At 57.8% G+C, this 26,969-nt stretch carries 26 protein-coding genes; 17 read left to right on the top strand and 9 right to left on the bottom strand.

Annotation, left to right across the window (positions count from 1 at the left end):
- Positions 1–133: 133 nt before the first annotated feature.
- On the top strand, positions 134–1,210 hold the full coding sequence (hppD, locus tag ACYVI2_RS16495; protein ID WP_415815521.1) for a 4-hydroxyphenylpyruvate dioxygenase: 1,077 nt from the start codon (positions 134–136) through the stop codon (positions 1,208–1,210).
- Positions 1,211–1,330: 120 nt separating this feature from the next.
- Here hppD and ACYVI2_RS16490 read toward each other — a convergent pair whose 3' ends face one another.
- Together ACYVI2_RS16490 and ACYVI2_RS16485 are read right to left on the bottom strand one after the other, a co-directional pair.
- Positions 1,331–2,062, bottom strand: a complete 732-nt coding sequence (locus tag ACYVI2_RS16490; RefSeq protein WP_415815519.1) for a sulfite exporter TauE/SafE family protein — start codon at positions 2,060–2,062, stop codon at positions 1,331–1,333.
- A 5-nt stretch (positions 2,063–2,067) separates the two neighbouring features.
- Positions 2,068–2,652: a flavin reductase family protein gene (locus tag ACYVI2_RS16485; RefSeq protein ID WP_415815517.1), complete on the bottom strand. Its 585-nt coding sequence runs from the start codon at positions 2,650–2,652 to the stop codon at positions 2,068–2,070.
- 110 nt (positions 2,653–2,762) lie between these two features.
- Between ACYVI2_RS16485 and ACYVI2_RS16480 the strand changes: the two genes are divergently transcribed.
- From ACYVI2_RS16480 to ACYVI2_RS16465, 4 genes are all read left to right on the top strand, one after another.
- On the top strand, positions 2,763–4,244 hold the full coding sequence (locus ACYVI2_RS16480; RefSeq protein ID WP_415815515.1) for a sensor histidine kinase: 1,482 nt from the start codon (positions 2,763–2,765) through the stop codon (positions 4,242–4,244).
- A gap of 20 nt (positions 4,245–4,264) precedes the next feature.
- Complete coding sequence (locus ACYVI2_RS16475) at positions 4,265–4,882, top strand: response regulator transcription factor (RefSeq protein WP_094819565.1); 618 nt, start codon at positions 4,265–4,267, stop codon at positions 4,880–4,882.
- Positions 4,883–4,988: 106 nt separating this feature from the next.
- On the top strand, positions 4,989–5,456 hold the full coding sequence (locus ACYVI2_RS16470; protein ID WP_415815512.1) for a GlcG/HbpS family heme-binding protein: 468 nt from the start codon (positions 4,989–4,991) through the stop codon (positions 5,454–5,456).
- 264 nt (positions 5,457–5,720) lie between these two features.
- Positions 5,721–6,764, top strand: coding sequence for an alpha/beta fold hydrolase (locus ACYVI2_RS16465; RefSeq protein WP_415815510.1), 1,044 nt, complete (start codon positions 5,721–5,723; stop codon positions 6,762–6,764).
- 133 nt (positions 6,765–6,897) lie between these two features.
- Here the strand turns inward: ACYVI2_RS16465 and ACYVI2_RS16460 are convergent, their stop codons facing one another.
- From ACYVI2_RS16460 to ACYVI2_RS16445, 4 genes are read right to left on the bottom strand one after another with little or no spacing between them, the layout of a single operon-like run.
- Positions 6,898–7,794 (bottom strand): SMP-30/gluconolactonase/LRE family protein, encoded by an 897-nt coding sequence (locus ACYVI2_RS16460; RefSeq protein ID WP_415815508.1) that lies wholly within the window; start codon positions 7,792–7,794, stop codon positions 6,898–6,900.
- Between the two features lie 10 nt (positions 7,795–7,804).
- On the bottom strand, positions 7,805–8,815 hold the full coding sequence (locus ACYVI2_RS16455; RefSeq protein WP_415815506.1) for a Bug family tripartite tricarboxylate transporter substrate binding protein: 1,011 nt from the start codon (positions 8,813–8,815) through the stop codon (positions 7,805–7,807).
- Positions 8,816–8,873: 58 nt separating this feature from the next.
- Positions 8,874–10,076, bottom strand: coding sequence for a CaiB/BaiF CoA transferase family protein (locus ACYVI2_RS16450; RefSeq protein WP_415815504.1), 1,203 nt, complete (start codon positions 10,074–10,076; stop codon positions 8,874–8,876).
- 49 nt (positions 10,077–10,125) lie between these two features.
- Positions 10,126–11,067 (bottom strand): hydroxymethylglutaryl-CoA lyase, encoded by a 942-nt coding sequence (locus ACYVI2_RS16445; RefSeq protein WP_415815502.1) that lies wholly within the window; start codon positions 11,065–11,067, stop codon positions 10,126–10,128.
- Positions 11,068–11,270: 203 nt separating this feature from the next.
- Between ACYVI2_RS16445 and ACYVI2_RS16440 the strand changes: the two genes are divergently transcribed.
- From ACYVI2_RS16440 to ACYVI2_RS16415, 6 genes are all read left to right on the top strand, one after another.
- The gene (locus ACYVI2_RS16440) at positions 11,271–11,999 is read left to right on the top strand and encodes an IclR family transcriptional regulator (RefSeq protein WP_415815500.1); all 729 of its coding nucleotides are present in this window, start codon (positions 11,271–11,273) and stop codon (positions 11,997–11,999) included.
- A 113-nt stretch (positions 12,000–12,112) separates the two neighbouring features.
- Positions 12,113–13,645 carry a glycine betaine/L-proline transporter ProP gene (proP, locus tag ACYVI2_RS16435; protein ID WP_415815498.1) on the top strand — a complete coding sequence of 511 codons (1,533 nt, stop codon included), beginning with the start codon at positions 12,113–12,115 and terminating at the stop codon, positions 13,643–13,645.
- Between the two features lie 174 nt (positions 13,646–13,819).
- Positions 13,820–15,052: an MFS transporter gene (locus ACYVI2_RS16430; protein WP_415815496.1), complete on the top strand. Its 1,233-nt coding sequence runs from the start codon at positions 13,820–13,822 to the stop codon at positions 15,050–15,052.
- A gap of 145 nt (positions 15,053–15,197) precedes the next feature.
- Positions 15,198–15,878: a response regulator gene (locus ACYVI2_RS16425; protein WP_415816477.1), complete on the top strand. Its 681-nt coding sequence runs from the start codon at positions 15,198–15,200 to the stop codon at positions 15,876–15,878.
- Between the two features lie 241 nt (positions 15,879–16,119).
- Positions 16,120–16,548 carry a tripartite tricarboxylate transporter TctB family protein gene (locus ACYVI2_RS16420; protein WP_415816475.1) on the top strand — a complete coding sequence of 143 codons (429 nt, stop codon included), beginning with the start codon at positions 16,120–16,122 and terminating at the stop codon, positions 16,546–16,548.
- 6 nt (positions 16,549–16,554) lie between these two features.
- Entirely contained in the window at positions 16,555–18,084 is a 1,530-nt protein-coding gene (locus ACYVI2_RS16415) for a tripartite tricarboxylate transporter permease (protein ID WP_415815494.1), read from the top strand.
- A gap of 106 nt (positions 18,085–18,190) precedes the next feature.
- Here the strand turns inward: ACYVI2_RS16415 and ACYVI2_RS16410 are convergent, their stop codons facing one another.
- On the bottom strand, positions 18,191–19,567 hold the full coding sequence (locus tag ACYVI2_RS16410) for an ATP-binding protein (protein ID WP_415815492.1): 1,377 nt from the start codon (positions 19,565–19,567) through the stop codon (positions 18,191–18,193).
- 3 nt (positions 19,568–19,570) lie between these two features.
- Positions 19,571–20,230 (bottom strand): response regulator, encoded by a 660-nt coding sequence (locus tag ACYVI2_RS16405; protein WP_415815491.1) that lies wholly within the window; start codon positions 20,228–20,230, stop codon positions 19,571–19,573.
- Positions 20,231–20,393: 163 nt separating this feature from the next.
- Here ACYVI2_RS16405 and ACYVI2_RS16400 point away from each other — a divergent pair, with 163 nt between their 5' ends.
- Both ACYVI2_RS16400 and panB read left to right on the top strand, forming a co-directional pair.
- Complete coding sequence (locus ACYVI2_RS16400) at positions 20,394–21,158, top strand: MipA/OmpV family protein (protein ID WP_415816473.1); 765 nt, start codon at positions 20,394–20,396, stop codon at positions 21,156–21,158.
- An 80-nt stretch (positions 21,159–21,238) separates the two neighbouring features.
- Positions 21,239–22,144 carry a 3-methyl-2-oxobutanoate hydroxymethyltransferase gene (panB, locus tag ACYVI2_RS16395; protein WP_415815489.1) on the top strand — a complete coding sequence of 302 codons (906 nt, stop codon included), beginning with the start codon at positions 21,239–21,241 and terminating at the stop codon, positions 22,142–22,144.
- Positions 22,145–22,195: 51 nt separating this feature from the next.
- Here the strand turns inward: panB and ACYVI2_RS16390 are convergent, their stop codons facing one another.
- On the bottom strand, positions 22,196–23,083 hold the full coding sequence (locus ACYVI2_RS16390) for a LysR substrate-binding domain-containing protein (protein ID WP_415815487.1): 888 nt from the start codon (positions 23,081–23,083) through the stop codon (positions 22,196–22,198).
- Positions 23,084–23,292: 209 nt separating this feature from the next.
- On the opposite strand from ACYVI2_RS16390, the gene ACYVI2_RS16385 reads away from it, so the two are divergent.
- The 4 genes from ACYVI2_RS16385 (at position 23,293) to ACYVI2_RS16370 (ending at position 26,965) form a co-directional block, all read left to right on the top strand.
- Positions 23,293–24,042 carry an SDR family NAD(P)-dependent oxidoreductase gene (locus ACYVI2_RS16385; protein WP_415815485.1) on the top strand — a complete coding sequence of 250 codons (750 nt, stop codon included), beginning with the start codon at positions 23,293–23,295 and terminating at the stop codon, positions 24,040–24,042.
- A 39-nt stretch (positions 24,043–24,081) separates the two neighbouring features.
- A complete protein-coding gene (locus tag ACYVI2_RS16380; protein ID WP_415815484.1) occupies positions 24,082–25,071 on the top strand; it encodes a TRAP transporter substrate-binding protein in 990 nt (329 codons plus the stop codon).
- Positions 25,072–25,150: 79 nt separating this feature from the next.
- Positions 25,151–25,678, top strand: a complete 528-nt coding sequence (locus ACYVI2_RS16375; RefSeq protein ID WP_415815482.1) for a TRAP transporter small permease — start codon at positions 25,151–25,153, stop codon at positions 25,676–25,678.
- Positions 25,679–25,705: 27 nt separating this feature from the next.
- Complete coding sequence (locus ACYVI2_RS16370) at positions 25,706–26,965, top strand: TRAP transporter large permease (protein ID WP_415815480.1); 1,260 nt, start codon at positions 25,706–25,708, stop codon at positions 26,963–26,965.
- Positions 26,966–26,969: the final 4 nt, after the last annotated feature.

Raw genomic sequence — 26,969 nt, 5'->3', positions numbered from 1 at the left:
AATTCTGGGTTTTCAACTCCTGATTGGCGACTACCTGGCACGCAGCGTGCGGGGCCGCCCCTGTGCGCCCCCAATGTGAATTGGCTGCTTCGCAAGCTTCACATTCACCATTTGCACATTCAGGAGCCAGAAAATGGCAGACCTTTTCGACAATCCCATGGGCCTCATGGGTTTTGAGTTCATTGAGTTCGCCTCGCCCACGCCCAACGTCATCGAGCCGGTGCTCGAAAGCATGGGGTTCACCAAAGTCGCGAACCATCGTTCCAAGGCCGTCTCTCTGTTTCGCCAAGGCGGCATCAACGCCATCGTCAATAACGAGCCCCAGAGCCCCGCAGCGTACTTCGCGGCCGAGCACGGCCCCTCTGTATGCGGCCTGGCGTTTCGCGTGCGCAATGCGCAAGAAGCTCATCAGCGCGCCCTGGAACTCGGTGCGCAACCGGTCGAGATTCATACCGGTTTCATGGAACTGCGCCTGCCTGCCATCAAGGGCATTGGTGGCGCGCCGCTCTACCTGATCGACCGTTTCGACGAAGGCTCGTCGATCTACGACATCGATTTCGTATTCATCGACGGCGTGGACCGTCACCCTGTGGGCGCGGGCCTGAAGATCATCGATCACCTGACCCATAACGTCTATCGTGGCCGCATGGCGTATTGGGCCGACTTCTACGAAAAACTCTTCAATTTTCGCGAGATTCGCTATTTCGACATCAAGGGTGAATATACCGGCCTGACCTCAAAGGCCATGACGGCACCCGATGGCATGATCCGCATCCCTCTGAACGAAGAATCCTCAAAGGGCGCCGGCCAGATCGAAGAATTCCTGATGCAGTTCAACGGCGAAGGCATCCAACACGTAGCGTTTCTGACCGATGATCTGATCAAGACTTGGGATGCATTGAAAGCCCAAGGCACGAAGTTCATGACTGCACCGCCTGAAACCTACTACGAGATGCTGGAGGGTCGTCTGCCAGCACACGGCGAGCCCACCACAGAGTTGCAATCGCGCGGCATCTTGCTCGACGGTACGTCCGAGGGCGGAGAGCGTCGTTTGCTGCTCCAGATTTTCTCCGAGACCCTGCTAGGCCCGGTGTTCTTTGAGTTCATCCAGCGCAAGGGCGATAGCGGTTTTGGCGAGGGCAACTTCAAAGCGCTGTTTGAATCCATCGAACGCGATCAAGTGCGCCGCGGCGTATTGTCGACGGATTAAGGCACGTAACGCCTCGGGACGTTAGTCGATGGCATTCGTGTGCCTAACCTACGTCCCGGGAGCTTATCCTCTGACTCGCTGGCCGACCACCACATACCGATCAAGGACCGCCGCATGGTTTTACCCGTGCGACCACGCACTGTACAGCAGCGCAGCCCCCGAGACGAAGAGCAGCACGTCGACCATGACGGCAAAGGCGTTTGACGAAAGCCGCAGCACCAGCGGTTTGCTGGCAAAGGTCCCGAGCATGATGCCCGCCCCCACCAACACACCCTGAAGCGCCGTTTGCATTGACAAAGCATCCTGAGCGAAAAACGTACTCACTTTGCTGATATACAGCAGCACTGACGTTGCGCCATCTGTTCCCAGAAATGCCCCGCCGCTAAGCCCGTAGGCAGTGAATGCGGGAATACTCAAGGGCCCGGTAGAAAGCACCAAGCCCGTCAAAAAGCCAATCACGACACCGCATACACCCAACTGAAACAACGACATTTGGTACTGCAATTGCCGCAGCTTGTGCCGAATAGGGATCATGCACCAAAAGAAAAACCCGAGAGTCGCGTCGATCACCCACGCAGGCAAGGCTAACAGTGTATGGGCGCCCAACGCTGCAGCGGGAATACCAGGCAAACCATAGGCAAACGTCGCCCGCCAGTCGATCTGTTTGAACCAGACCATGACGCGCGACAGATTGCCCATGATGGCTGCCATCGCCATGATCGGCATGGCGGCCTTCGGCCCATACGACTGCACCAATACCGGCAACAGCATCAGAGACGATCCCGTGCCCACCACGCCACTGAACGCACCGGCAATCAGCGCAACGACCAGCACGTAGACATAATTCTCCACGGCGGTCAGGGCTCCTCACCATAGACCATGGACTCTCCTGTGGCATAGAACTGCCCGCCCGCGATGTAGTGCAGACTACGCCATGCGGGGTCTGCAGATTCAAAATGCCAATGGCCATCCTTGAATACGCGGTCATCCGCCCAGGCACCCACAACCTCGCCGATGAACAAATCGTAGGTCTGCTGATTATGAGGCTCGGAAATAAGCTTGCATGCCATCCATGCCGAACAGCCCTGCACAAAGGGCAAATCGCCGTAGCCATCCATATGAAAGAGTTCTACGCCGCTCTCGGCCAGCTTGTCGGGATCGCTGATCAGGCTGCGATTGCCGACCTCATGAGTCAGACGCAGCTGCGGCACCGTCGGCACCTGAACCACAAATATCCCGCTTTGCTCGACCAACTGGCGCGTCTTGGTGATCTTGTCCAAGACCACAGTCAGCTTGGGCGGCGCAAAATCCAATGCGCATGCCCAGCCTACCGCCATGACGTTGCTCACCCCCTCATGGTGAGCCGAGACGAGGACCGTAGGACCATGATGAAGCAGGCGCGAGGCTTTTGCTAACGGCACCGGTGAAATATGACTGGTCATCGCGAGACTCCTGCTGATTAATTCCTGGACAGCATCTTAGTCGAGACGCCGCCATTCCGTAGCACTACGGAGTGTAAGACCCGGATTCCAGTGCCATAATGCTGTGCACTATGCCCCGATCTCTCATGCGGCCGATCCTGATATGGCTGCTGCTCCTCATTTTCGGCGTCGTCGGCATTGGTTTGCAAGACTACGCCAGCCAGCGCGATCGGTTCGTCCAGGATACGAGCATCGTGCACCGCATGCTCAGCCAAAAGGCCGTGCAACACGAAGCCGTGCTCGCGACCTTGGCAGCGCTATCGCATCCTCCCGCTCCTGAGCGTCTGTTTCCCAGCCTACAGCCGGCATTGCCACAACTAGAGGCCATCGGCCTGGATGACGGCACATGGCATGGCAGTTCCCCGTCACCTATGGGGATGTCGGATGCCTTGGCACAGGCCCGCCAAGTCAATCGCCCTGTCGTATTACCAGCAACGGCCGCCGCATCCTATTGGCTCGTGGACCCATCGGGGTGGAGCATCCTGCTCAATGCGCAGAAATGGCTCGCGCGCGAAGACATCCCTCATACGCTCAACGCCGTCGAACTATCATTGCCCGCTGGGCAGCTCCATCTACTGGGTTCAGCGTTGCCGCAAAATCCAACGGGCTTGGTGCTACACCGCAGCAAACCACTAGGCGCGGCGAGTCAGCCGTTTACCTTGCGTACTGTCCAGGTCTTGACGCCAGTGTCCTGGCCATGGACGGCCTGGCTCACCTGGGCGTTGGCCAGCGCAGCGCTTGTTGCCGGATGGACATTGTGGCAACGCGCGCGAGCCTATGCTTTGCGCGAACGGGAGCAGTCGCGCCTGGCCGCGATCGGGCGGCTCAACACCCTGGGAGAAATGGCGGCGGGTATCGCGCATGAACTCAATCAACCGTTGACCGCCATCCTGGCACAAACCGGCGCCGCCCAGCGTTTGCTGGACGATCCCGACGAGCAGCCCCAGGTGCGTCGAGCCCTGCAGGCGACGGCCGGTCAGGCGCGTCGGGCAGCCGAGATACTCGAACGCCTGCGCGCCCTGATGGCCCATGGCGAACCCGCTCAACGCTCGGTACTGAACCCGGATGAGCTGATCGCTTCGCTGCGCTTTTTACGAGAAAGTGAACTGGCGCGAGCCGGCATACGAATCAGCTGGACTAACGACGCCCCCGACGTACGTGCGCTGGGTGATCGGGTCGCCCTGGAACAGATTCTGCACAATCTGGTGCAAAATGCCGCAGACGCGCTCGCTTCACAAACGGGGCCTCGCCTGCTGGATATTCGTGGCCGTGTACGCGAATCACGCTATGAATTCATCGTTCGTGACAACGGCCCTGGCATACCTGCCGACAAGTTACCGAGAATCTTCGAGCCGTTCTACACTACCCGAGCTCAAGGCATGGGACTAGGCCTGACACTATGCGAGACCCTGGCCGGCACGATGGATGCGCACCTGCACCTTGAGAATCACGCAGCAGGCGGAGTCTGTGCGACACTGGCACTCCCACTGTATTCTGAACGCCAGAGTGAGGACACCCCCGCCTCTCCTCAAAAACACGAGGCTCACGGTTAAGGCAGCCACGCGACTACGCCATGGACGACTATTCGAATCAATCACCGCTCGTATATATCGTGGATGATGACGAGGCCGTGCGCGATGGCCTGTCGATGCTGCTCTCGAGCGTCGGGCTGCGCAGTGAGGGGTTCGGCGACCCGCAAGCCTTTCTCGCCCAAGGCCATCAATACGCAATCGGCTGTCTGGTTCTCGATATCCGTATGCCCAGCATCAGCGGCCTGCAGGTGCTCGAACAAGTCGTCGCTCACTCTGACCTGCCGACTATCATCCTGACGGGCCATGCCAACGTCGATCTGTGCCGGCGGGCATTCAAAACCGGCGCTGTCGAATTCCTGCAAAAGCCGGTGGACGACGATGTGTTTCTGGATGCCGTACAGGCTGCCGTACGTCAACACATCGCCAGCCGCGAAAAACTCGCAGCCACGCTCGAGGCCACAGAGCGCCTGGGCACATTATCCGGCCGCGAAGAAGAAGTCCTGCGGCGTGTCGTCGAAGGTGTCAGCAATAAACAGATCGCGCGCGAACTGGGCCTGTCGCCCCGCACCGTAGAGACCTATCGAGCGAATGTCTTCACCAAGCTCGAAGCGCAATCTCTGGCGCAATTGATACGTCAGTATGCCGCTTTGCTCGCCTGAGGCTCCGTAGTGCTACGGAGACCGGAGCGTGCTCGTGCGCATACCGGTGCACAGCGTATCTCAATACACTGTCCTTGTCGTAACTACACAGACCAAGGACACCACCATGATCCGCAAAACCCTCGCCCTGCTCTGCCTCGCCGCGCTGTCCCAAGCCGCTAGCGCTGCCGTGGTCACCACGCACAAACTCGCGCTCGCAGATGCCCAGAAACTCGCCGCTGACACCGTAGCCGTCTGCCAGGCCAAAGGCTACGCCGTGAGCGCCGCAGTCGTCGATGGCAGTGGCCAATTGCAAGCCTTTGCACGCGCCGATAAAGCTGGTCCTCACACTATTGAAGCCAGCCGCGCCAAAGCCTTTACCTCTGCATCGGCCAAGCAACCCACGCTGGCCATGATGGAAAATTCCCAGAAAAACCCTGGTGCAGCCAATCTGAAAGATATCCCGGGATTCCTGTTGCTAGGCGGCGGAGTCCCGCTGAAGCAAGGTGACGAGGTCATCGGCGCCATTGGCGTGGCTGGCGCGCCCGGTGGACATCTCGATGCACAATGCGCCGACGAGGCCCTGAAAAAATAAGGCTTATCGATCAGTATGAATGGACATGGACCGCCCTCCCGGCTGCATTCCATGTCCACCTCGCCCTCGCTATATGGGGCTGATCCCTTTCCTCTGACTGGCTAGGATTTCCATCTGAGGACAAGCTGCGCAGCGACTATGTACCGCACTGTATCCGTTTCTCTACACGGATACTCAACGTTTCTCAGCCCATTCGGACGCGACACAAGGCAGATACACCCAAGGCTTTCAATGCTCCTACCAACTTTTTGAGGAGTGAAAGTCATGTCGGAGCCCATCAATATCCGCCGTCGCCGCCTGATCCAGACCACCGTGGCCGGTCTGGGCCTCATGGAACTGACCATGAGCAGTCTGGCCCAAGCCCAAACACATGCCGCCAAAGCCGGCGCAGCCGCGGGGCACCCAAGCGCGACGTTCGACGAGATCAAGCAGATCCAGGTCGGGCCGCTGAACATCGGCTACGTAGATACCGGTCCGCGAAATGGCCCCGTTGCCCTCTTGGTGCATGGCTGGCCTTACGACATTTACAGCTTTGCCGAAGTCACTCCGCGGCTCGTGGCTGCTGGCTATCGTGTCATCGTGCCCTATCTGCGCGGCTCGGGTTCGACCACGTTCCTGTCGGCGGATACGGCCCGAAATGGCCAGCAGGCCGTGTTTGCGCTGGATCTGATTGGATTACTGGACGCATTGAAAATTGAGTCCGCCGTCCTGGGTGGGTTCGACTGGGGTGCACGCACCGTCAACATCATGGCGGCGCTGTGGCCAAAGCGATTCACCGGCATGGTGTCGGTCAGCGGCTATCTGATCGGCAGCCAAACCGCCAACAAAGCTCCCCTGCCCCCCGAGGCAGAATTGGCGTGGTGGTATCAGTTCTACTTTGCCACCGAGCGCGGCCAAGCCGGCTACGATGCAAACCGTGATTCGTTCAACAAGCTCATCTGGAAACTCGCCTCGCCCCATTGGGATTTCGACGATGCGACCTTTGACCGCACGGCCCAGTCTTTCCAGAACCCTGACCATGTCGCCATCGTGATTCATAACTATCGTTGGCGCTTGGGCCTGGCTCAAGGCGAATCGCGCTACGACGATCTGGAACAACAACTCGCAAAGGGACCGGTCATCACCATCCCATCAATCACGATGGAAGGCGACGCTAACGGCGCCCCGCATCCACAGCCGGCAGCCTATGCGAAAAAATTCACCGGCAAATACCAGCATCGCAACGTCAATGGCGGCATTGGGCACAACCTGCCTCAAGAAGCGCCCAAGGAATTCGCCCAGGCGATTATCGACGTCACCCGGTTGTAAGACATCACGAGAAAGTCACCGCAGCCGTTCCGGCAGACACCCTCAACACCGTTGTCGAAGCGACTGCGGGCCATTCAAGAAAAGTACGATAAACGTCTCTGCCCAACGTGATCGAGAGCCAGGCTATAGCGCCCTATGGCAGCTCCGCCTGCAAAATCGAACCCGACGCAGACTCCGTGAACACCACGCGCTTGCCCTCGGGGCACACGGCGATATTGGTCACGGTGCTGCCGTCGATCGGACTTTTCAGATAATGCGTAATCTCGCCACGCGAGTTCAGGACAAAAACACCACCTAGACTCGCATGTGCGACCAGCAATTCGCCGCTTGGCAATGTCGCCAGTCCGTCCGGTCCGCTGGTGCCGAAAAATGTCTGGAAGGCGCCCATTTTGCTGATCGAACCGTCATCCAGAATCGGAGCCCGCCACACCTGATTGGCGCGCGTCACGGCGACGAACAACACCTTTTGTGCAGCATCCAATGCGATGCCGTTAGGACTGGGCGCATTACTGAGCAACAGGTCCAGTCGCCCGCTACGCTCGTCGTATCGATAGACTCGGCCTTGAGGGTCATGCAAACCGGTCTGACCTTGATCAGTAAAGTACAGCCGTCCCTCGCGATCAAACACCAGGTCGTTGACGCCCTTGAACGACTCGCTATTGCGGTGGCCAAGCACTGTCGTGACAGCGCCGGTCGCGGGATCGCAACGCAGAATGCCTTTGCGGTAGTCTGCCACCCACAAGCTGCCATCGTCATGCAGCGCCAGCCCATTCGGCCATCCGCCAGTTTCGGCAACGAGATGCCAGCTATCCGCACCGTCCACCCGGAATATGCGGCCATGAGGAATATCGGTCACATATAGCGCTCCCGTCTTGTCAAAGACAGGCCCCTCCAGAAAGCAGTCGACAATATGTCCCGCCTTGTTGGCGTCCGCCCACGCACTACGGCGCTGCAAACGCAGCTCCTGCGGCACAGAGGCGATGACTTCAGCCTCGATGACGACCGGCGGCGAAAAAGAAAGATTCCACATGGCCAGTTCCTCACTCGGGCTTGATACCGACACGCCGTCCGACATCGGTCCAGAAAGTCACTTGCTGCTGAACATATTCGCCGAACGGTTTCAGTGCCACTGAGCGGTGTCTAGCCCCTTGGCGAGCCATCAACTGCTGCATCTCTGCATCGCCCATTACCTCATTGACCAGGCTGTTCATTTTCTCAACAATCGGCTCGGGCGTGCCCTTTGGAGCTGCCAATCCAAACCAATTGATGACCTGATACGACGGCAGTCCCGCTTGCGCGAATGTCGGGACATCAGGCAAAGACTCCAGACGCTGATCCCCACTGACGGCCAGCGCTCGCACACGCGAGCCTTGCACAGGTGGGATGGCCGTCGGCGCAGCCGTCACCAATAGATCAATCTGGCCTGCCATCACATCAGCCAAGGCCGCGCCAGCACCACGGTAAGGGATATGGGACATCTTGACCTTGGCCTCGGAGGCGAACATCTCCGCAGCAAGATGCGTAGAACTCGCGGGCCCACCTGATCCGAAATTCAGAGCGCCTGGATTTTTCTTGGCATACTCGATCAGATCTGCCAGGGTTTTGAACGGCGACTTTTCCGGAACGACTAATACCAGGGGAGTTTCGATTATCTCGGCTACGTGGATCAGATCGTGTTCGTAATCCCACGGCAACTTGGCGAACGACAATGGCAACATGGCATATGTCGTATCAGTCACCAAAAAAGAACTGCCGTCCGGCTTTGAACGAACCACATCCTGAGTCGCAATGGTCCCGGAGGCACCGGACTTGTTTTCGACGATAAAAGTCTTTCCCGTCGCCTCGGATAGTTTCTGCGCGACTTGTCTGGCGGCATAGTCGGTGGTGCCTCCAGGGGCATACGGCACGACCAGCCGAACCGGTGTCGATGGCCAACTCTCGGCGCTATCGGCCGCGTTGACTTGACTGCATAGCAGGCCAAGCGACAACACAAACAATCCGCGAGACAATGCCCGGCGGCTGATGGTCGAAGTTTTCAAGCGATAGTTCATTTCCTGTCTCTTTATTCAACGCTTGGGCGAGCGCTTTTGTGAAAGGCCCACGGACTCACTACGGATGGCATCCTTGAGTGATATTCCTGGCCTGCAAACTTTGAATCTCTTCGTCGGAATAGCCGGCTTCGCGCAATAGCGCATCGGTATGCTCTCCGATCTCGGGCGGTTGCGTGCGTAGCGGCGGCTGTACACCGTTGAAGGCTACCGGCGTCAACGGCACGTGCGAAGGCTTTCCTCCGGGCAATGTGATCGGGGCCAGCCCGCCGGTCGCCAGCAGATGGGGGTCATCAAACAATTGTTCCGGACGAGTGATCGGCGCGTACGGCAACCCCTCTTTTTCGAATACCGCAGCCAATTCCGCCGCAGACGTATCTGCGAGATGAGCCCGCAGCTTAGGCATCAGCCAATCCCGAGCCTGGACGCGATCATTGTTTGTTTTCAGCCGCGGATCTGCAAACCATTCGGACAGGCCAAAGGCCCGGCAGAAAATTTCCCATTGCTTGTCGCTGACCACAGCGAGAAAAATCTGTTCGCCGTCTTTGACGGTAAATACGTCGTAGATTGCCCACGCAGAAATGCGGCTAGGCATGGGAGCGGCCGCACGTCCGGTCATGGCGTACTGCATCATGTGCTGTCCGACGAGAAAGACGTTGTTTTCGAATAGCGAGGTCTGCACTTCCATACCCTCGCCAGTGATTGCACGCTGAGCCAGCGCCGCCATGGCCCCCATCGCACCAAACATGCCGCCCATGATGTCGTTGACGCTCGTGCCGGCGCGCAAGGGGTCGCCCGCACGTCCTGTCATATAGGCCAACCCGCCCATCATCTGCACGACCTCGTCCAATGCGGTGCGATGCTCATAAGGGCCAGGCAAAAACCCTTTATGACTGACGTAAATGATTTTTGGATTTCGAGCCTTCAACGCGGCATATCCCAAACCGAGTTTGTCCATGACACCCGATTTGAAGTTCTCGCTGACAATGTCCGCGGAATCGATCAAACGCAATGCTGCCTCTTTGCCTTCTGGTTGCTTAAGGTCCAGCACAATGCTTTTCTTGTTCCGATTGAACATCGGAAAAAAACCTGCACCCGATCCCAATAGCCTGCGCGTGGAGTCGCCCCCCAGTGGCTCGACCTTGATCACCTCGGCTCCCAGGTCCGCCAGCAGCATGCCGCAGGTGGGCCCCATGACCATATGGGTGAATTCAATGACGCGGATGCCTTCGTACGGAAGGCGGGACGCGGTGTTGTTAGACATGGGTGTGCTACCTATGTTGAGAAAAAGGGCCTGACAATCGCCGCTGATACTAGGCGTGTTGAGTAAAGCCTTTCGGCAGGCCGGCATCTGGCGTCATGCCATACAACGCTTCGCCCGGTAGCCCTGCAGCGAGCGGCGCGCGTGCCGCGACGAGCGTCTCGATATCGATGCCCGTGGAGACACCCATCGCTTCGAACATAAAGACCAGGTCTTCGGTCACCACATTGCCAGAGGCGCCCGGCGCATAAGGGCAACCGCCTAATCCGCCCAACGAGCTATCGAACGTACGCACGCCCTCGTCCCATGCGGCAAGACAGTTCGCCAACCCCAGTCCCCGCGTGTTGTGCATGTGTGCAGCGCCAGCGTGCTCGCCCAGCTCCTGCCGCAATCGCCGAAACAACCGTCGTACCTGAACTGGATTCGCATAACCTACAGTGTCCGACAGACCCGACTCATCCGCCCCCGCCTGTACACACATGACCGCCAGTTTGATGACATCATCCTCTGGCACTTCGCCCTGCAATGTGCATCCGAACGCGGTAGATATGCCGGCCTCGAGTTTGACGGACGGCGCGAGCTCGTCACGCAACCGCGCGATCGCTTGCACCTCCTGCACCATTTCCTGCGGTGTCTTGCGCACATTCGCGAGCGAGTGAGCATGGCTCGCCGATACGGGCATGGTCAGCTTGTGTACACCCGCCTCCAATGCGGCTTGTGCACCACGCAGGTTCGGCACCAATGCCATGATGGTGACACCCGGGTGCGCCGTGGTCGCGTATTTCACTACCTCGGCTGCATCCGCCATTTGAGGCAGCAAGCGGGCAGGCACAAACGAAGCTACCTCGATCTCCCGGATGCCAGCCGCCACCAGTGCGTCAAGCCACTTGAACTTGTCTGCCGTTGGCATGGTGGCCTTTACCGACTGCAATCCGTCACGCGGGCCGACTTCGCTAATCAAAACCTCGGGCTGAAGAGGGGTCAGACTCGGCATATAGGTGTCTCTTGTAAAATTCTAAAAGATAGAACATCATTCTCTTGTACGAAATTAAAGTACAAGCCCATTCTCGTGTCAACCCGAAATGCCCCTGGATTTCTACGGCAAATCGGCAACAGCACGCCATGGGTGAGAGAACGGAGCGCGCCGACCGTTCTATAAGATAGAATTTCTAGACTTTTGAATAGGCAGAACACGAAATGCCCCGTAAAGCTGTGACGGAATCCATCGCCGACGCCGATGCAGCCCAAGGCGGTGTCGCTGCGGTTGATCGCGCGCTAAGCCTGATGTCGGTGTTCACCAGTAATGACCATGCGTTATCGCTGCGTGAGCTCGCAGAGCGGACCAGACTGTACAAAAGCACTGTCTTGAGGCTGTTGGCATCGCTGGAACATGCGCGTTGGATTCAACGCCTCGAAGACGGACGGTACGCCCTCGGACCCGAGGTCGCGAGATTGCACGGTGTCTACTCGGCATCGTTCTCACTGGAGCGTGTTGTCATCCCGGTGCTGCGCGAGTTAGTCGCCACCACGGGGGAAAGCGCCGCCTACCACGTGCGTCAGGGCGATGCACGGTTATGCCTGTATCGCGTCGACTCCCCCCATCCTGTGCGAGACCATATTCGCGCAGGGGACTTGCTGCCTCTGGATCGAGGCAGTGGCGGCCGCATCCTGACGGCCTTCGACGACATTCTAGGCTCCGCCCCTGGCCCCGATCAGGAGCTGTACCGAAAAATCCGCAGCGATGGCTATTTTGCGGCGATAGGCGATCGCCTCTCCGAGGTCGCGGGCATATCGGCGCCTGTGTTTTCAGCAGCAGGCGCGATCGCTGCCGCAGTGACGTTGACAGTCCCTGTCCATCGATACAACCCCAGCCATGTGACAGTTGTACGACGCGCAGCCAGCCAATTATCGAGCCGAGTTGGCTGATAGGCTTGAAAAAGACAGAGTCCCCGTTCAAGATACAGGATCAGCAGTAAACGTTTCGGGTTGCCATGCAACTCGTCAAAACCGTTGTCCCTAGCCAGCCACGGGAAGCAGACATGACTCAAACCGTTCCTGCGTCACCAGAAGTCCGGCCCCTCCAGATCGACGACATTACCGTCATCGACGATAGCAAGCTTAAAAAGGCTGTCACGGCCGCTGCTCTGGGCAATGCCATGGAGTGGTTCGATTTTGGCGTCTATGGTTTTGTTGCGTTTGCGCTAGGTAAAGTATTTTTTCCTGACGCGTCGCCCGCTGTGCAGACCATTGCCGCGCTTGGCACGTTTTCCGTGCCATTTCTGGTGCGGCCTTTAGGCGGCGTTTTCTTCGGCGTGATGGGTGACAGGTTCGGGCGGCAAAAAGTGCTCTCGCTCACCATCATCATCATGGCTATCAGTACATTCTGCATTGGCCTGATCCCATCCTACGCCAGCATAGGCCTGTGGGCACCTATCCTGCTGCTGTTGTGCAAACTGGCTCAGGGCTTTTCAGTTGGTGGCGAATACACAGGTGCTGCCGTCTTTGTGGCCGAATATGCGCCGGACCGGCGGCGCGGATTCCTAGGCAGTTGGCTGGACTTCGGCTCGATTGCCGGCTTCGTACTAGGTGCCGGCCTTGTTGTGCTGCTGCAGACGATACTGGGCGACGAGACGTTCCTGGCATGGGGTTGGCGCGTGCCTTTCTTCATCGCGGGCCCGCTGGGGCTGCTTGGTCTGTATCTGCGTCACGCTGCAGAAGAAACGCCCGCGTTTACCCAACAACTGGAGAAAATGGAGCAAGAGGATCGCGAGGCGGTAAAAGAGAAGCCAACCATCTCTTTTCGCGAAATCTTTTCCAAGTACCGCAAGGCACTGCTGGTTTGCGTCGGCATGGTTTTGGTCACCAACATCACCTATTACATGCTGTTGACCTATATGCCCACCTATTTGTCCAGCAGCCTGGGTTACTCCGAAGACCATGGCGTGCTGATCATCGTCGTAGTCATGATCGGGATGCTGTTCGTGCAGCCCGTCGTGGGATTTTTCAGCGACAAAATAGGCCGAAAGCCGTTTCTGCTCGCTGGCAGTTTGGGCTTGTTCGTGATTGCACTGCCGGCTTTCCATCTCATTGGCAGCGACAATATCGGCCTGATTTTCCTTGGCCTGTTGTTGATCGCGATATTCCTCAATTGCCTGATCGGCGTGATGGCATCAACCTTGCCAGCCCTCTTTCCGACACGCATCCGTTACAGCGCACTGGCCAGCTCGTTCAACATCGCAATCATCATTGCGGGTCTAACCCCGACCGTCGCAGCATGGCTGGTCGAAGGAACCGGCAACCTGATGGTGCCTGCAATTTACCTGATGGCCGCCTCGGTGATCGGTTTGATTACCTCTCTCTATCTGCCAGAGACCGCCAATCGGCCATTGCGTGGCGATACGCCAAACGCATCCAGCCGCCGCGAAGCCAAAATCCTGTTGCAACAGGCCTACGATCATATCGAGCAAACCGTGCAGGACGTCGATGCCGAGATCGAAGCGCTGGAGCAGCAACTCGAAAACTTGAAAGCCCGCCGCCAACGGCTGACAGATCGACATCCCGATCTGGAGTAAAGCAACGCCGGGGCTCGAACGTCTAGAAAGGCTGTCAGATGCGCGCTCATGTGCGCCGCGTCTGCAGCAGCCGGCGAGTGGGAGTATCATCAAGGGGAAGGAGAAGGCATCCCGCCGATGGCTGCGACTATGCTCGCCCAGCCGCAGCCTCAGAAAAACAACTCAGTAAACGCAATGAATCGAGCAGCACCGACATGGCTAATGCCCATCGTGGCAATTTTCACGCTACAAACCATCTCGGCGTTTCTGAATCGGCTCATTCCCATCCTGGCCCCAGCGATGTCAGAGGATTTTGGCTGGAGCGGCAGCACGATCGGTTATCTGACTGCCAGCAATTCCCTTGGTGGCCTGATGATCCTGGTGGCAGGCTCCGCCATGCTCAAGCAAATCGGCGGCATGCGTACGCTGCAATTGACATTGCTGATCGGGGCCGCCTGTATGGCATGGCTATTGATCCCTAGTCTTGCCATTGCGCTGATAGCATGCCTGTTCATGGGATTGAGCGGCGGTGCGGCCAATCCTGCAGGCAGCGAAGTCCTGCAGAAGTATTCTCCGCCCGGCAAACGCAACCTGATGTTCTCCATCAAACAGGCTGGCGTTCCTCTGGGCGGCGTAATCGCGGGCCTGCTCGTACCACTACTGGTCGTGCTGACAGGCTGGCGCATTGCTCTCTTCTTTTGCGCCCTCATCGTACTGCTGCCGACCATGATGACCTGGCGTTTGAGCGCCAGCTTGGACGAGACACCAGACAAGAAGGATCACTTTTTTCATTTCCCGACGTTGGAGTCCCTACGCACACTCACCGTGCCGCTGGCCTCGTTACGGCACAACAGCGGCCTGATGAAAATATCCGTTGTGGGCAGCCTGTTTGCCATTGCTCAGAGCTGTTGGTTCACGTTCACCGTCATTTATCTCGTGGACCAGCTCGGCTATCCGCTAGCCTTGGCTGGTATGGTCTTTGCCGTCATGCAGGCAGGCGGCGTCATCGGCCGCATCGTACTGGGCTGGCTGTCGGATTATTTGCGCTCGGCCAATATTACCTTGACGATCGCTGCGGTTTTTTCCGCAGTGACCACTGCACTACTGGGATTGACCAGTGCCGCCTGGCCGCTCTGGTCTGTGATTACTCTGGCGTTTGTCGCAGGCTGCTCGGCAGCCAGTTGGAATGGCGTACAAATCGCCGAAGTCGCACGGCGCTCGCCACCACAGATGATCTCGGAAACGTCAGCCGGCTCCAGCATTCTGGTGAACTTGATGAACATGGTGGCGCCTACACTGTTTGCAGCATTTGTCGCAGTCAGCGGGCGCTATGACTATGCGTTCATTTTTGCTGGCGCATGCTCGTTGCTGGTGTTGGTCTGCTTGCCCCGTGATCAACGTGGCGGTCCAGGGAAAACCGGCAAGTAAAACAGCTCTGCGTTTGACACACCTCCAGGTTTAGCCATACATTCTGCGCTGCTCACAGGGCTCGCGACTCCCGTGAACACATGACAATTTCCCGTTCTATGGTGACGGTGTCATGCTTAATACCTGCTTGGTGATTCTGAATACCATGCGCATTTTGCTAGTTGAAGATGAAGTCGACATGGCCCTCTGGCTGCGTCGCGCACTTGCACAGAGTGGTTTTGTTTCCGATCATGCCGCCGATGCCCGCAATGCCGAAGGGTATATGGTGGGCAGCGAATACGACGCTGTCGTTCTGGACTTACGTTTACCTGACAAACATGGACTGAACGTGCTGCGCGACATGCGCGAGCGCGATGACCGTACACCGGTGTTGGTGCTGACCGCGCAAGGGTCGTTGCAAGATCGCGTGCGCGGTTTGAACATGGGCGCTGACGATTTCCTGACAAAGCCCTTTGCCCTCGAGGAGCTGGAAGCCCGCTTGACCGCGCTGGTACGGCGCAGCCGGGGCCGCGATCACCCGAGGCTGCAGTGCGGTTCGCTCAGCTATGACAGCGCAAGCCATCTCTTTACGCTGGATGGTTCAATGCTGATGCTCACACCGCGTGAGCACGCTACCCTCGCCGCGCTCTTGATCCGCGTCGGATATCCGGTCGAGAAAAATCAGTTATTCGAGAAAGTCTTTTCTCACGACAGCGACGCCAGCCCTGATGCCATCGAAGTGATTCTGCACCGTCTGCGCAAGAAGCTGGCCGGCAGCGATGTGTGCATCGTCACCGTGCGTGGTCTGGGGTACATGCTGTCCGCCGTCAAATCAGCAGACAACTGATCGACCGCTACCGGCCGGCCTGACCCTGCAGTCTCGTCAGGGAATACCCTGGAATTCAGGAAACCGACAGCGCACAGAAAGCGGATCAACAGCTTACCTCCGTAATCTGTGCGCCGAACCGTCATTAAAACCCAAGCTGCGTTCGTTTCGATCGCAGCGTCGAGGCCAATACGACGCGGTTTTCTGGAGGATAGAAGTGCAGAAGGCAATAAATAGAAAGGACTATTACGGCGGCGCCTTGATGGTGCTAGTCGGATTAGGAGCGATATACGCTGGCACCGATTACCACGTCGGGTCACTCAGCCATATGGGACCGGGATTTTTCCCCGCTGCCTTGGGCGGCTTGCTGACCATCACGGGCCTGCTCATCGCGCTTTCGGCGCGCTCAGGTCAACCCGCTGAGAGTGTGCCTGGCGAAGGGCATGGACACGGGCTGCCGGATCTGCGCGGCGGCATCTGCATCGTGCTCGGCGTCTTGGCATTTTTGCTATTAGGGGAATACGGCGGCCTGCTGCCCGCCACATTTGCCATCGTATTCATCTCGGCTCTCGGCGATCGAAAAAATACCGTCAAGCAAGCTCTCATGCTGTCGGTACTAATGTCATTGATCGCGATTGCTGTGTTCTGGTGGGCGCTGCAACTGCAGCTTCCTCTCTTTCGTTGGGTTTGATCCACCATGATTTCACAATCTTTGATGGACCTTTGGTACGGCTTTGGCGTTGCCTTTCAGTGGCATAACCTCGCTTGGTCGTTCTTTGGCGTGCTGGTGGGCAACCTCATCGGCGTATTGCCCGGGATGGGCGCTCTGTCGGCCATTTCGATCCTGCTGCCGCTGACCTATGTCATGTCGCCGGTGCCTGCCATTCTCATGTTGGCAGGGATTTTCTATGGTTCGCAGTATGGCGGCGCGATCGGCGCGATTCTACTGAATCTACCATCGCATCCGCCTCACGCGGTGACCTGCCTGGATGGCTATCCTCTGACTAAGCAGGGCAAAGGAGGAACAGCCCTGGGCATCACGATGATCTGTTCGTTCTTTGCCGCATCGGTGGGCATTATCGTCATGATCTTTGCCTCGCCGCTGCTGGTTGAGATCGCGTTCAAATTCGGGCCGACCGAGATCTTTTCGATCATGCTGCTCGGTTTGCTGGCCGGTGCTACCATGTCCCGCGGCTCGGCGCTCAAGGGTGTAGCGATGACGCTCTTTGGTTTGCTGTGCGGCGTGGTCGGAACGGACGTGAATACCGGGACTATCCGTCTTTCTTTTGGGTTGCTCGATCTGTCCGATGGTCTGGAGTTGGTCGCAATCTCGATGGGCTTGTTTGGCGTCGCCGACTTTCTCATGAGTGTCAATCGCATGAGCATCATCGGCAGTGGCGCCAAGCTGAAACTGCGCGATATGCGGCCGTCAAAAGCGGAAATGAAGACGGCATTCATGCCCATGGTTCGTGGCACGCTGGTCGGAACACTGTTTGGCGCCATGCCCGGCACAGGCCCGACTATCACGACGTTCATCTCATATGCGTTGGAGCGAAAACTCTCCAAAACACCGGAGAAATTCGGGACTGGCATGATCGCGGGTGTCGCCTCGCCCGAAGCCTCGTCTCATTCCAAAACACAGGTGGACTTTATCCCGACGATGAGCCTCGGTATTCCAGGTGATGCAGTAATGGCATTGATCCTCGGTGCCTTGCTCATTCAAGGGATTCAGCCTGGCCCGCAACTCATCACCGAGCATCCAGATATTTTCTGGGGGCTGATCGCGAGCTTCTGGGTCGGCAACGTACTGCTGATGGTATTGAACGTTCCTCTCATCGGCGTGTGGGTGAAGCTTCTTCAAGTGCCGTATCGTTATCTCTTTCCATCGGCACTCTTTTTTATCGCGGTCGGGGTGTTCAGTACACAGAACAACCTATTTCAGATCTGGGAAGTCCTGGCGTTTGGCCTGATCGGCGCGCTCTTGATGACGCTGGAGTTCTCCGTTGCGCCTATTCTGCTGGGCTTTGTGCTGGGACCGATGGTCGAGGAAAACTTCCGGCGCGCGCTGTTGCTGTCCCGTGGTGATATGGCCGTATTCATCGAACACCCGATCAGTGCCTGGTTCGTCGGCGCCAGCGCGCTACTGATTTTGGTGCAGGTGTGGGCGTTCCTGCGACGAGGAAAAAAGAAAAACAAGGGTGACGCCGAGCAGCTGCAGACTGCCTAGCAGGCGTCCTCAAAAAATAGCGGATGAAGGGCCGGCGCATGAATATTGCGTCGGCCTTTTTTCTTGCCGGTCTGAGTCGACAAACCATACTGATAGACCACAACCCTTATGGTGCATCAGGAAAGCGCAGCGTAATACGCAAACCTCTTCCATTTGCGTCCGTGCCAACTTCAATATTCGCATCATGCAGCCGCGCAATTCGTTCGACCAGCGACAGACCAATGCCACTGCCATGCCCCTCTGCCTTGGGCATTCGAAAGAACCGATCGAGAATCCGCTCGCGATATTCTTTCGGCACACCTGGGCCATCATCCTGCACGGATAATTGAATATTTCCATCGGCATCCTCTCGCCGGCACATGATACGAATATTGCTGCCTTTCCCGCTATAACGCGTGGCGTTATCCAGCAGGTTACGCAACAGGATACCCAAACTATCCACGTGTCCCTGCACAAAGCAGGACTCAATATCCTCTATGAGCGTCTGGTCGCGCGTCTGCGCCCGCTGTCGATAATCTTGCACAACGGCACGTGCGACGGCGCCCAGATCGATGCGCGCGGCGGCCTCCTGCAGCCCCGTCGACTCCAGTATTGCCATGTCCAGCAATTGCTCGGAAATCCGCGCACTGCGTTGCGTAGCCTGATGTATCTGCCGGACTGAATGATGAACTTCATCAATATCCTGGCTGCGCAACGCATTATCGGCCTGCAACGACAGCACCGCTAAAGGGGTGCGCAGTTCATGTGCGGCGTCCTGCAGAAAGCGGCGCTCGTTCTCGACCGCCGCCTCGACTCGGGCCAGCTGCTGATTGAAAGATTCGACTAATGGTTTGATCTCGTCAGGAAGATCCCGGGTTGCCAAGGGATCAAGATCAAGAGGATGGCGCCGGCGTAACAGCGTCGACAACCGTAGAACCGGCCGGAAGGTGGTGTAGGTGACCGCCCACGCTACGGCTGCCAGCGGAAAAAACAGCGCGGCCATGAAAATCAACGCATTGCGCATCTTGTGATGCAATTCCTGCTTCAGGTCGTTCAACGCCTTTCCGACTTGGACTTGAATGCGGCCATCTTCATCGGAAATGGTATAAGTACGCCACTCCTCTCCGCCAGCCATACTGGTGGCGAATCCATCCCGGCGTGAAGTCGTGAAAGGCTCTGCCGGAGCATTCGGAGAACGCAGCAACAACCGGCCATTGACGAGCGAGTAAACCTGCAGCACCAGTTCTGCCTCGTTATCGTGCGATACGGCTTGAGTCGACAGTTGATAGCCTCGCGGCAATGCAATGGCTTCCAATCCCTGGGGCAGAGTCCGCAAGGCAATCTGTCCCGCACGCGCCAGACTCAGATCCCAGTCTCCCGTGCGCTCGCGCGTCTGATCACGTTGGTACCAGATGAGCAGAATCAGCCAAGCCACCATCACCGTCACGAGCATGCCGGCCAGCAAACGCCATCGTAACGATCGATGCGAAGGGGTACGGATCATGAGCTACATCCCTTTTACACGGTAACCGTAGCCATGTACCGTTTCAATCAAATCGTCACCCAGCTTGCGGCGTAGCTGGTGAATGTAAACAGCCACAGTATTGCTTCCTGTGGCGCCGCTGTCACCGTAGACGGAGCTTTCGAGCGCGGCGCGAGAGACCGCCCGGCCACCCCGCTCCACCAATGCAAGCAAGGTGCGGTATTCCAGCAAGCTGAGCGCAACGGCGTCGCCGGCAAGAAGGACCGTTTGGTTGGCGGGGTCTACGGTTACGTTGCCCGCCATCAGAACGGGAGCGACGCGCCCCTTGCTGCGCCGGACAGTGGCGCGGGCACGCGCAAGCAGCTCATCGATCTGGAACGGCTTGACCAGATAATCATCAGCACCGGCATCCAGCCCTGCTATCCGCTCGCTCAGGCGATCCCTCGCCGTCATGATGATCACCGGCGTCGTGTCATAACGCGCGCGCAATTGCGACAGGATCCCCATGCCGGATCCACCAGGCAGGCCCAGGTCCAGCAATATCAACTCGTAGTCATGGTCCACCAGCGCCGTCTGCGCCGATCTCGCGTCGGCTGCAATATCGACGCTTGCACCTTCACGGTGCAGTGCCAGCTGCAGCGCCTCGGCCAGCATGGCGTCGTCCTCGACTAATAGTGTGCGCATTGGATCCGTCCTCGTTATCGCGGGACATTGTTACGCCAACGGATTAAATCCGGTTTAAGACCCATACGAGGCTTAAAGAATTCCTAAAACTGTCGAGGCAGTATAGCGGCTGAAATCTGACCGCCTGTTATGCGGCAGGTGAATTCGGATTCCGGGAAAAATGATGAAAGCAATCACGATGACACGCGGTGCAGTCGCCATGGCCCTGGCCGCGGGAGCAGGGCCAGCCATCGCAGAGGGTACGAATCTGATCGGCATAGGGGTGGGAATAGTGCCCATCTATGCCGGCTCTGACGAGTATCGCGCCGTCCCCACACCGCTGATCAATTATCGATCCGGACATTTTTTCATCACGCCGCGGGCGGGTCTGCCGGCGATGGGGCTGAGCTATGAACTCGCCCCCGACCTGGAAGGCGGGGTATTCGTCGGTCTGGGCCTGGGCCGAGACTCGGATGATTCGGATCGCACTCGCGGTTTGGACGATATCGATTTCCACGGGGCATACGGTGCCTTTCTAGAATGGACACCGGGCCGCTACTCGCTCGGAGCCGCCTATCGCCAAGCGGCGAAATCCGGTTACGGTGGCACGCTGGAAATACGCACGTCCTATGCGGTGGTGCAAACCGAACGACAACAGCTGCGGCTGGGCGTCAGTACGCAATGGGCCAATAGCAGCGATATGCAGACCTGGTATGGCGTCAGCACATCGGACGCAGCGCGCAGCCGAGAACACCTGTCTCCCTACTCCGCTTCGTCCGGTTTTAAAAATGCCGCACTGTTCGCCAACTGGACCTACCAGTTGAATAAAGACTGGACGGTAATGAGCACATTAGGCGTCAGTACCGTACTGGGCGACGCGCGCGATAGCCCGCTGACCGAACGCAAGACCAATGTTTTCGGCAGCCTGGGAGTCGGCTACCGGTTCTGATAAATGGGGTAATCAGCGCGTGAGTGTCGGCCTATGGCACACTGGAGTCTCTCAGTGTCCTTACCATCACTTCACGCGCAATGACGACATCAGATAAGAAAGAGACTCCGGCAGCAGGAACAGAGACAGCCGCGCCCTATGGGATCCAGAGCCGCTCAGCCGACGTACCAAAGCGAAAGAAAGTAACGACGGTACGGCTTGCCGACATGCGCCGGCAGGGCGAGAAAATCGCCATGCTGACCGCCTACGACGCCACCTTTGCCGCCATCGAAGATGCGGCAGGTGTCGATTGCATCTTGGTGGGCGACTCACTGGGCATGGTCTGCCAGGGCAAGACCAGCACGGTGGGAGTCTCGCTCGATGAAATGGTGTATCACACCCGATGTGTAGCCAAGGGCCTGGAGAAAGCTGATGGCGCCGCACTACTCGTCGCCGATCTGCCCTTCGGTTCCTATCATCAGTCACGAGATCAGGCGATGGCATCGTCCGTACGCCTCATGGAAGCCGGCGCGCAGATGATCAAACTCGAAGGCGGAGACTGGACGACCGAGGTGGTTCAGTTTCTCGTCGAGCGAGGCGTACCGGTATGCGGACATTTGGGGCTGACGCCTCAGACCGTATCGGCATTGGGCGGTTTTCGCGTGCAGGGCAAGGACGACGATGGTGCGGCAAAGCTGATGCGTGACGCAAAAGCGTTGGAAGCCGCTGGCGCATCGTTGTTGGTGCTGGAAATGATTCCGGCAAAACTCGCAGCGGATCTCACCAGCCAGATGCAGACCTGCGCAACGATCGGCATAGGAGCAGGATCGGGTACGGCAGGCCAGGTGCTGGTGATGCATGACATGCTGGGGATCAATATCGGACGTATGCCAAAATTCGTTCGCAACTTCATGAGCGACACAGACAGCGTTCTCGCGGCCTTTTCGGCTTATGTTCAAGCAGTCAAAGACGGAACGTTTCCCGAAGACGCACGGCATAGCTGGTAGCGCTGGAGAAAAGCATAACGGCGCTGATAACCTGTACGCATACAAAGAAGCCTATGTGATCCGGGCCGCTTCAGCACGAACCCACGATAGAAAAGCGTCCACAGCGGGACGCTTGCTATGCCTTGCGGGATAAACAAAGAAATGCGCCTTCACGAGAACCGCCTTGTCCAGGCCAAAAATAGGCACGAGCTTGCCTTCGGCAAGATGCAGGCCCGCCATGGTTGCGCTTTCCAACGCAACCCCCAGCCCTCGGGCCGCACCGTCCAGTGACATCTGCGCGCGATCAAAACGAATGGTGAAGTGGTCGGGTGCTCTCTTGTCGGAATATCTCTTGAACCAATCTGCCCATTGGACCACGCTGACATTGCTTTGGATCAGCGGCACATTGAGCAACTGGTCTACACGCTTGAGACGGTGTTCGCGAATGAACGCAGGGCTGGCCAACGGCACGATGCGTTCTTCAAAAAGCGGTTCCACCACGACATCGTTCCATTGCGGCACACCATAGCGGATATCGAGGTCGGACTGCCCGAGCGCGAAGTCGCTGTGAGTATGCGCAGCTGAGAGATTGAGCGCGATATCCGGATATGCCTGGGCAAATCGGCGAAGCCTCGGCATCAGCCACAAGCTGGCCAGGCTGGGCGACGAGTGGACATACAGACTGTTGCTGACCCCTTGGCGCATGTCTTCGGTCGCGGCAGTAATCGCCAACAACGCCCCTGAAATACGAGCCAGGTATTGCTCGCCGGCGTTACTCAGGCGCACGCCGTGCGCATTGCGCTCGAATAGGCGAAGACCGAGATCGCTTTCCAGACGAGCCACTTGGTGGCTGATGGCCGAGGCAGTGAGATGCAGCTCCGTTGCCGCAATGGCAAAGCTGCGCCTGCGCGCAACTGCCTCAAACGCCACCAGATTTGCAATAGGCGGGAGAGCAGGCATCGGGTTGTCCCTCACGTAAGATGAAGAATCATCATCTTAGACTGATAATACTTCGCTTGTCTTAATGTTAGCCCGCGCCGAAGATGGCAAAAAAGGAACAACGGAGACACGCGGCGACCGAATGGGCACCGCGCACAAAGCACCCTCACGGCCTGTGTGCAGGCTCCGCCGTTCTATCCCTTTCCCACACGTGAACGGAGAACGACAATATGTTGCTCAAGGATAAGGTTGCTGTCATTACAGGTGGAGCGGGCATCAACGGACTCGGTTTTGCAACGGCTCGCCAGATGGCAAATCATGGCGCCCGAGTTGTGATTCTGGATCTGGCACGCGCAGAGCCCGACATCGCGGCAAAGCGGCTGGGCGAAGGCCATACAGGCCTGATCGCCGACGTGACTGACAAAGCGGCCTGCGAAGCAGCAGTATCGGCCATTATCGATCGCTATGGGCGGATTGATGTCCTGGTCAACAATGCGGGGATCACGCAACCGGTAAGAACGCTGGACATTACCGGTGAAGACTATGACCGCGTGCTCGACGTCAGCTTACGCGGCACGCTGTACATGTCGCAGGCGGCTCTGCCCATCATGCGTGAGCGACGCTCCGGCTCGATTGTCTGCATTTCGTCGGTCTCCGCTCAACGCGGCGGCGGCATCTTTGGCGGCCCGCATTACTCCGCCGCCAAAGCCGGTGTGCTGGGATTGGCGCGAGCAATGGCGCGTGAATTTGGCGCGGAAGGCGTCCGAATCAATTGCATCACACCGGGTTTGATCGAGACCGATATCACACAAGGCAAACTCACACCCGATAAAAAAATGGAAATCGCCGAAGGCATTCCATTGGCACGTCTCGGCAAGGCTGATGATGTCGCCGGGGCCTGCGTCTTTCTAGCGAGCGATCTGTCCGCCTATTGCACCGGCATCACGCTGGACGTAAACGGAGGAATGTTGATTCACTGACCGTAGTACCCACCCTATAAATCGAGGAGACATAAAACTATGAAGAGCGTGAATTTTCTGGGTGCCACATGTGCAATTGCATGGATGGCATTGCTCCCTCTGACAGTCCAGGCGCAGGACATCAAGCTGACACTTGGACATGGCGCCGCGATAGGCAACCCGCGGCATGAGGCATCAGTCAAATTCGCTGAGGTCGTCAAAGCCAAGACAAATGGCCGCGTCCAGGTACAAGTTGCCCCCGCAGCCCAGCTCGGCGACGATGCGGCGATGGTGACTGCACTGCGCACGGGCGCTTTGGATCTCAGCGCGAACTCCCAAGGCGCTGTCTCAGCGGCCGTTCCGGAATATGCGGCGTTCGGGATGCCATTTCTGTTTTCCAGCGCCAGTGATGCCTTCAAACTGCTGGACGGGCCATTGGGTAAAGAGTTAGCCCAAGCGTCAGAAAAAAAAGGAATGATCCTGCTGGGCACGTGGGATAACGGCATACGCCAAATGACCAACAGCAAACACCCGATCAATACTGTGCAAGACATGAAAGGGTTGAAAATGCGAGTGCCGCCTGATGCAACCTTGGTAGACATCATGCAGGCGCTCGGTGCGGAGTCGCAACAGATCAAGTTTGCAGAGCTATACGTCGCGCTGCAGCAAGGCGTGGTCGATGGTCAGGAAAACCCGCTGGTCAATTTCGAGGCGAGCAAGCTCTACGAAGTACAAAAATATCTGGCCATGACCAATCATCAGTTCCAGATGACGCCGTTTCTGATGAGCAAGCGCACGTGGGACAAGTTGGGTGAAGCCGATCGCAAAGCCATTCAGGAAGCGGCAGACGAGGCATCTGCCCTGCAGCGGGAGCTGTCTCGCAAGGCGGACGAAAAATTACTTTCCGAGCTCAAGTCTAAAGGCGTAGAGGTCACGACGCCCGACACCGCAGCTTTTGCCAAAGCGACAGAGTCGGTCGACGAGAAATGGCTTGCCGGTCCCATTGGCCCTTATGTGAAGAAAGTACTGGCCGCCGCACGCAGCAAGTAAGCCGATTAACCACCCGCCGCGCGCTGGCGCCAAGTAGGCCACGCACGGTGGGTTGCTGATGACAAGGCAGGAGACAATCATGCAAGCTGGTCAACATGGACTGGTCGGGCGGGCAATCGGCAGCATATGCCGTTTGGTGCTGTGGCTGTCCACGACGGTGATATTCGGCATTCTGGTGGCCAACACCATCCTACGTTATGCCACAGGGTCCAGCCTGAAATGGGCCAATGAAATCCCCGAACTGCTTTTCCCGTGGCTGGTCATGGCAGGCGTCGTGCTTGCTGCGCTACAGAACGCACACATCGCCACCACGTTCTTGATGGACGCCCTACCGGCCAAAACGCGTCGAGCACTGACGGGCGCTGCATGGCTGGTCGTGGCTGCGCTTTACGCCACGCTGTCGTGGGCGACTTTCCAAATGCTCGAGATTGTGCATGACGAGAAATCGCCCATCCTGCAGATTCCAGGCTCCATCACCTATGCCTGCGTCATGGGCGGCATGTTGATGCTGGCGGTACTGGCCATCCAGTCGGCGTACGAATCATGGCGAATGCCGGTGTCAGAAGCCAAAAAAGTGACGCACCAAACGCCCGCCGCCCATTGGTAGTACGCCTGCGAATAAAAAGGAACTGTGATGAGTGCAATGATTCTGGTCGTGTTCATGGGAGCCGCGGTCATCGCGATGCCCATTGCTCATGCCCTGCTGATTGCCGCCCTGACGGCGGTTGCCAGCACAGACCGCGTCCCCCTGGACCTGCTCGTCCAGCAGATGGTGGCGCAAGTACAAAGCTTTCCATTGATCGCCATTCCATTCTTCATGCTGACGGGTTCGCTCATGATGGGCGGAAAACTCGGAGAAGCATTGGTCGGCGTATTGTCTACCCTCATTGGCCGATTTCACGGAGGTCCGGCCCAGGTGGGGGTACTGTCGTCCACGCTCTTTGGCGGCGTGTCTGGTTCGGCCGTCGCCGATGCGTCCGCCATTGGGTCGCTATTGATTCCCTGGCACAAGCGGCTCGGCTACCCGGCGGCTTTTTCGGCTGCGACCCTGGCGGCGGCAGCCACGATCGACATCCTGATACCTCCTTCTATTCCGCTCATTCTGTATGCCCTGACGGCCAATGCGTCGATTGCCTCCCTGTTTATCGCAGGCGTGCTGCCCGGCTTGTTGCTGTGTGGAGGATTCATGCTGGCATGCTGGTGGGTCGGACGCCGCCGTAACTTCCCCCGGGATAAGACTCCCTTTGACATGGCGGCCTTTCGGCGTCACCTGGCCTACGCGTCTCCCGCGGTCGTGCTGCCCGTACTCATTCTCGTCTTTCTGCGTTTTGGCATCGCAACGCCTACCGAGGTAGCAGTGCTGTCGACGCTGTATGCAGAACTGGTGTCGGCGGTGATGTACCGCGATCTCAGTTGGAAACGGCTCAACGACGCTATCGTACATGCCGGACTTGCCACGGGCGTAGTCTTGCTGGTCATCATGGCATCGGCCGCGATCGGTTGGCTATTGACCTTTGATCAGACACCGCAAGGTCTGGCTCAGTGGGTGCAAGACAGCGTACACATCAAATGGCTGGTCATTCTATTGATGAACCTCATCATGCTGTTCCTGGGCATGTTCATCGATCTGCCTGCTGCTGTCTTGTTATTGACGCCTGTATTCGTACCGCTGGCGCAAAGCATCGGCATGGACCTCACGCAGCTGGGCGTCATGATGGTCGTGAATCTGGCGATAGGCCTGTATACCCCGCCGGTGGGAACAACGCTCTTCATCACCAGCGCGCTTGCCAAAGTCAAAGTGGGGCAGACCGTTCGCGAACTCGGCCCGTTCTATCTGGTCGCTTTTGCCGTGCTCGCGTTGGTCTCGTATGTGCCCGCGAGCATCCTGCACTGACATA

This window comes from Bordetella tumbae, from assembly GCF_054780995.1.
This window is presented reverse-complemented; position numbering and strand designations above follow the sequence as displayed.

Excerpts from the sequence above, each read along its gene's own strand:
- hppD (WP_415815521.1), top strand. The coding sequence starts at position 134 with ATGGCAGACCTTTTCGACAATCCCATGGGCCTCATGGGTTTTGAGTTC.
- ACYVI2_RS16485 (WP_415815517.1), bottom strand. The coding sequence starts at position 2,652 with ATGACCAGTCATATTTCACCGGTGCCGTTAGCAAAAGCCTCGCGCCTG.
- ACYVI2_RS16480 (WP_415815515.1), top strand. The coding sequence starts at position 2,763 with ATGCCCCGATCTCTCATGCGGCCGATCCTGATATGGCTGCTGCTCCTC.
- ACYVI2_RS16475 (WP_094819565.1), top strand. The coding sequence starts at position 4,265 with ATGGACGACTATTCGAATCAATCACCGCTCGTATATATCGTGGATGAT.
- ACYVI2_RS16470 (WP_415815512.1), top strand. The coding sequence starts at position 4,989 with ATGATCCGCAAAACCCTCGCCCTGCTCTGCCTCGCCGCGCTGTCCCAA.
- ACYVI2_RS16465 (WP_415815510.1), top strand. The coding sequence starts at position 5,721 with ATGTCGGAGCCCATCAATATCCGCCGTCGCCGCCTGATCCAGACCACC.
- ACYVI2_RS16460 (WP_415815508.1), bottom strand. The coding sequence starts at position 7,794 with ATGTGGAATCTTTCTTTTTCGCCGCCGGTCGTCATCGAGGCTGAAGTC.
- ACYVI2_RS16455 (WP_415815506.1), bottom strand. The coding sequence starts at position 8,815 with ATGAACTATCGCTTGAAAACTTCGACCATCAGCCGCCGGGCATTGTCT.
- ACYVI2_RS16450 (WP_415815504.1), bottom strand. The coding sequence starts at position 10,076 with ATGTCTAACAACACCGCGTCCCGCCTTCCGTACGAAGGCATCCGCGTC.
- ACYVI2_RS16445 (WP_415815502.1), bottom strand. The coding sequence starts at position 11,067 with ATGCCGAGTCTGACCCCTCTTCAGCCCGAGGTTTTGATTAGCGAAGTC.
- ACYVI2_RS16440 (WP_415815500.1), top strand. The coding sequence starts at position 11,271 with ATGCCCCGTAAAGCTGTGACGGAATCCATCGCCGACGCCGATGCAGCC.
- proP (WP_415815498.1), top strand. The coding sequence starts at position 12,113 with ATGACTCAAACCGTTCCTGCGTCACCAGAAGTCCGGCCCCTCCAGATC.
- ACYVI2_RS16430 (WP_415815496.1), top strand. The coding sequence starts at position 13,820 with ATGAATCGAGCAGCACCGACATGGCTAATGCCCATCGTGGCAATTTTC.
- ACYVI2_RS16425 (WP_415816477.1), top strand. The coding sequence starts at position 15,198 with ATGCGCATTTTGCTAGTTGAAGATGAAGTCGACATGGCCCTCTGGCTG.
- ACYVI2_RS16420 (WP_415816475.1), top strand. The coding sequence starts at position 16,120 with ATGGTGCTAGTCGGATTAGGAGCGATATACGCTGGCACCGATTACCAC.
- ACYVI2_RS16415 (WP_415815494.1), top strand. The coding sequence starts at position 16,555 with ATGATTTCACAATCTTTGATGGACCTTTGGTACGGCTTTGGCGTTGCC.
- ACYVI2_RS16410 (WP_415815492.1), bottom strand. The coding sequence starts at position 19,567 with ATGATCCGTACCCCTTCGCATCGATCGTTACGATGGCGTTTGCTGGCC.
- ACYVI2_RS16405 (WP_415815491.1), bottom strand. The coding sequence starts at position 20,230 with ATGCGCACACTATTAGTCGAGGACGACGCCATGCTGGCCGAGGCGCTG.
- ACYVI2_RS16400 (WP_415816473.1), top strand. The coding sequence starts at position 20,394 with ATGAAAGCAATCACGATGACACGCGGTGCAGTCGCCATGGCCCTGGCC.
- panB (WP_415815489.1), top strand. The coding sequence starts at position 21,239 with ATGACGACATCAGATAAGAAAGAGACTCCGGCAGCAGGAACAGAGACA.
- ACYVI2_RS16390 (WP_415815487.1), bottom strand. The coding sequence starts at position 23,083 with ATGCCTGCTCTCCCGCCTATTGCAAATCTGGTGGCGTTTGAGGCAGTT.
- ACYVI2_RS16385 (WP_415815485.1), top strand. The coding sequence starts at position 23,293 with ATGTTGCTCAAGGATAAGGTTGCTGTCATTACAGGTGGAGCGGGCATC.
- ACYVI2_RS16380 (WP_415815484.1), top strand. The coding sequence starts at position 24,082 with ATGAAGAGCGTGAATTTTCTGGGTGCCACATGTGCAATTGCATGGATG.
- ACYVI2_RS16375 (WP_415815482.1), top strand. The coding sequence starts at position 25,151 with ATGCAAGCTGGTCAACATGGACTGGTCGGGCGGGCAATCGGCAGCATA.
- ACYVI2_RS16370 (WP_415815480.1), top strand. The coding sequence starts at position 25,706 with ATGAGTGCAATGATTCTGGTCGTGTTCATGGGAGCCGCGGTCATCGCG.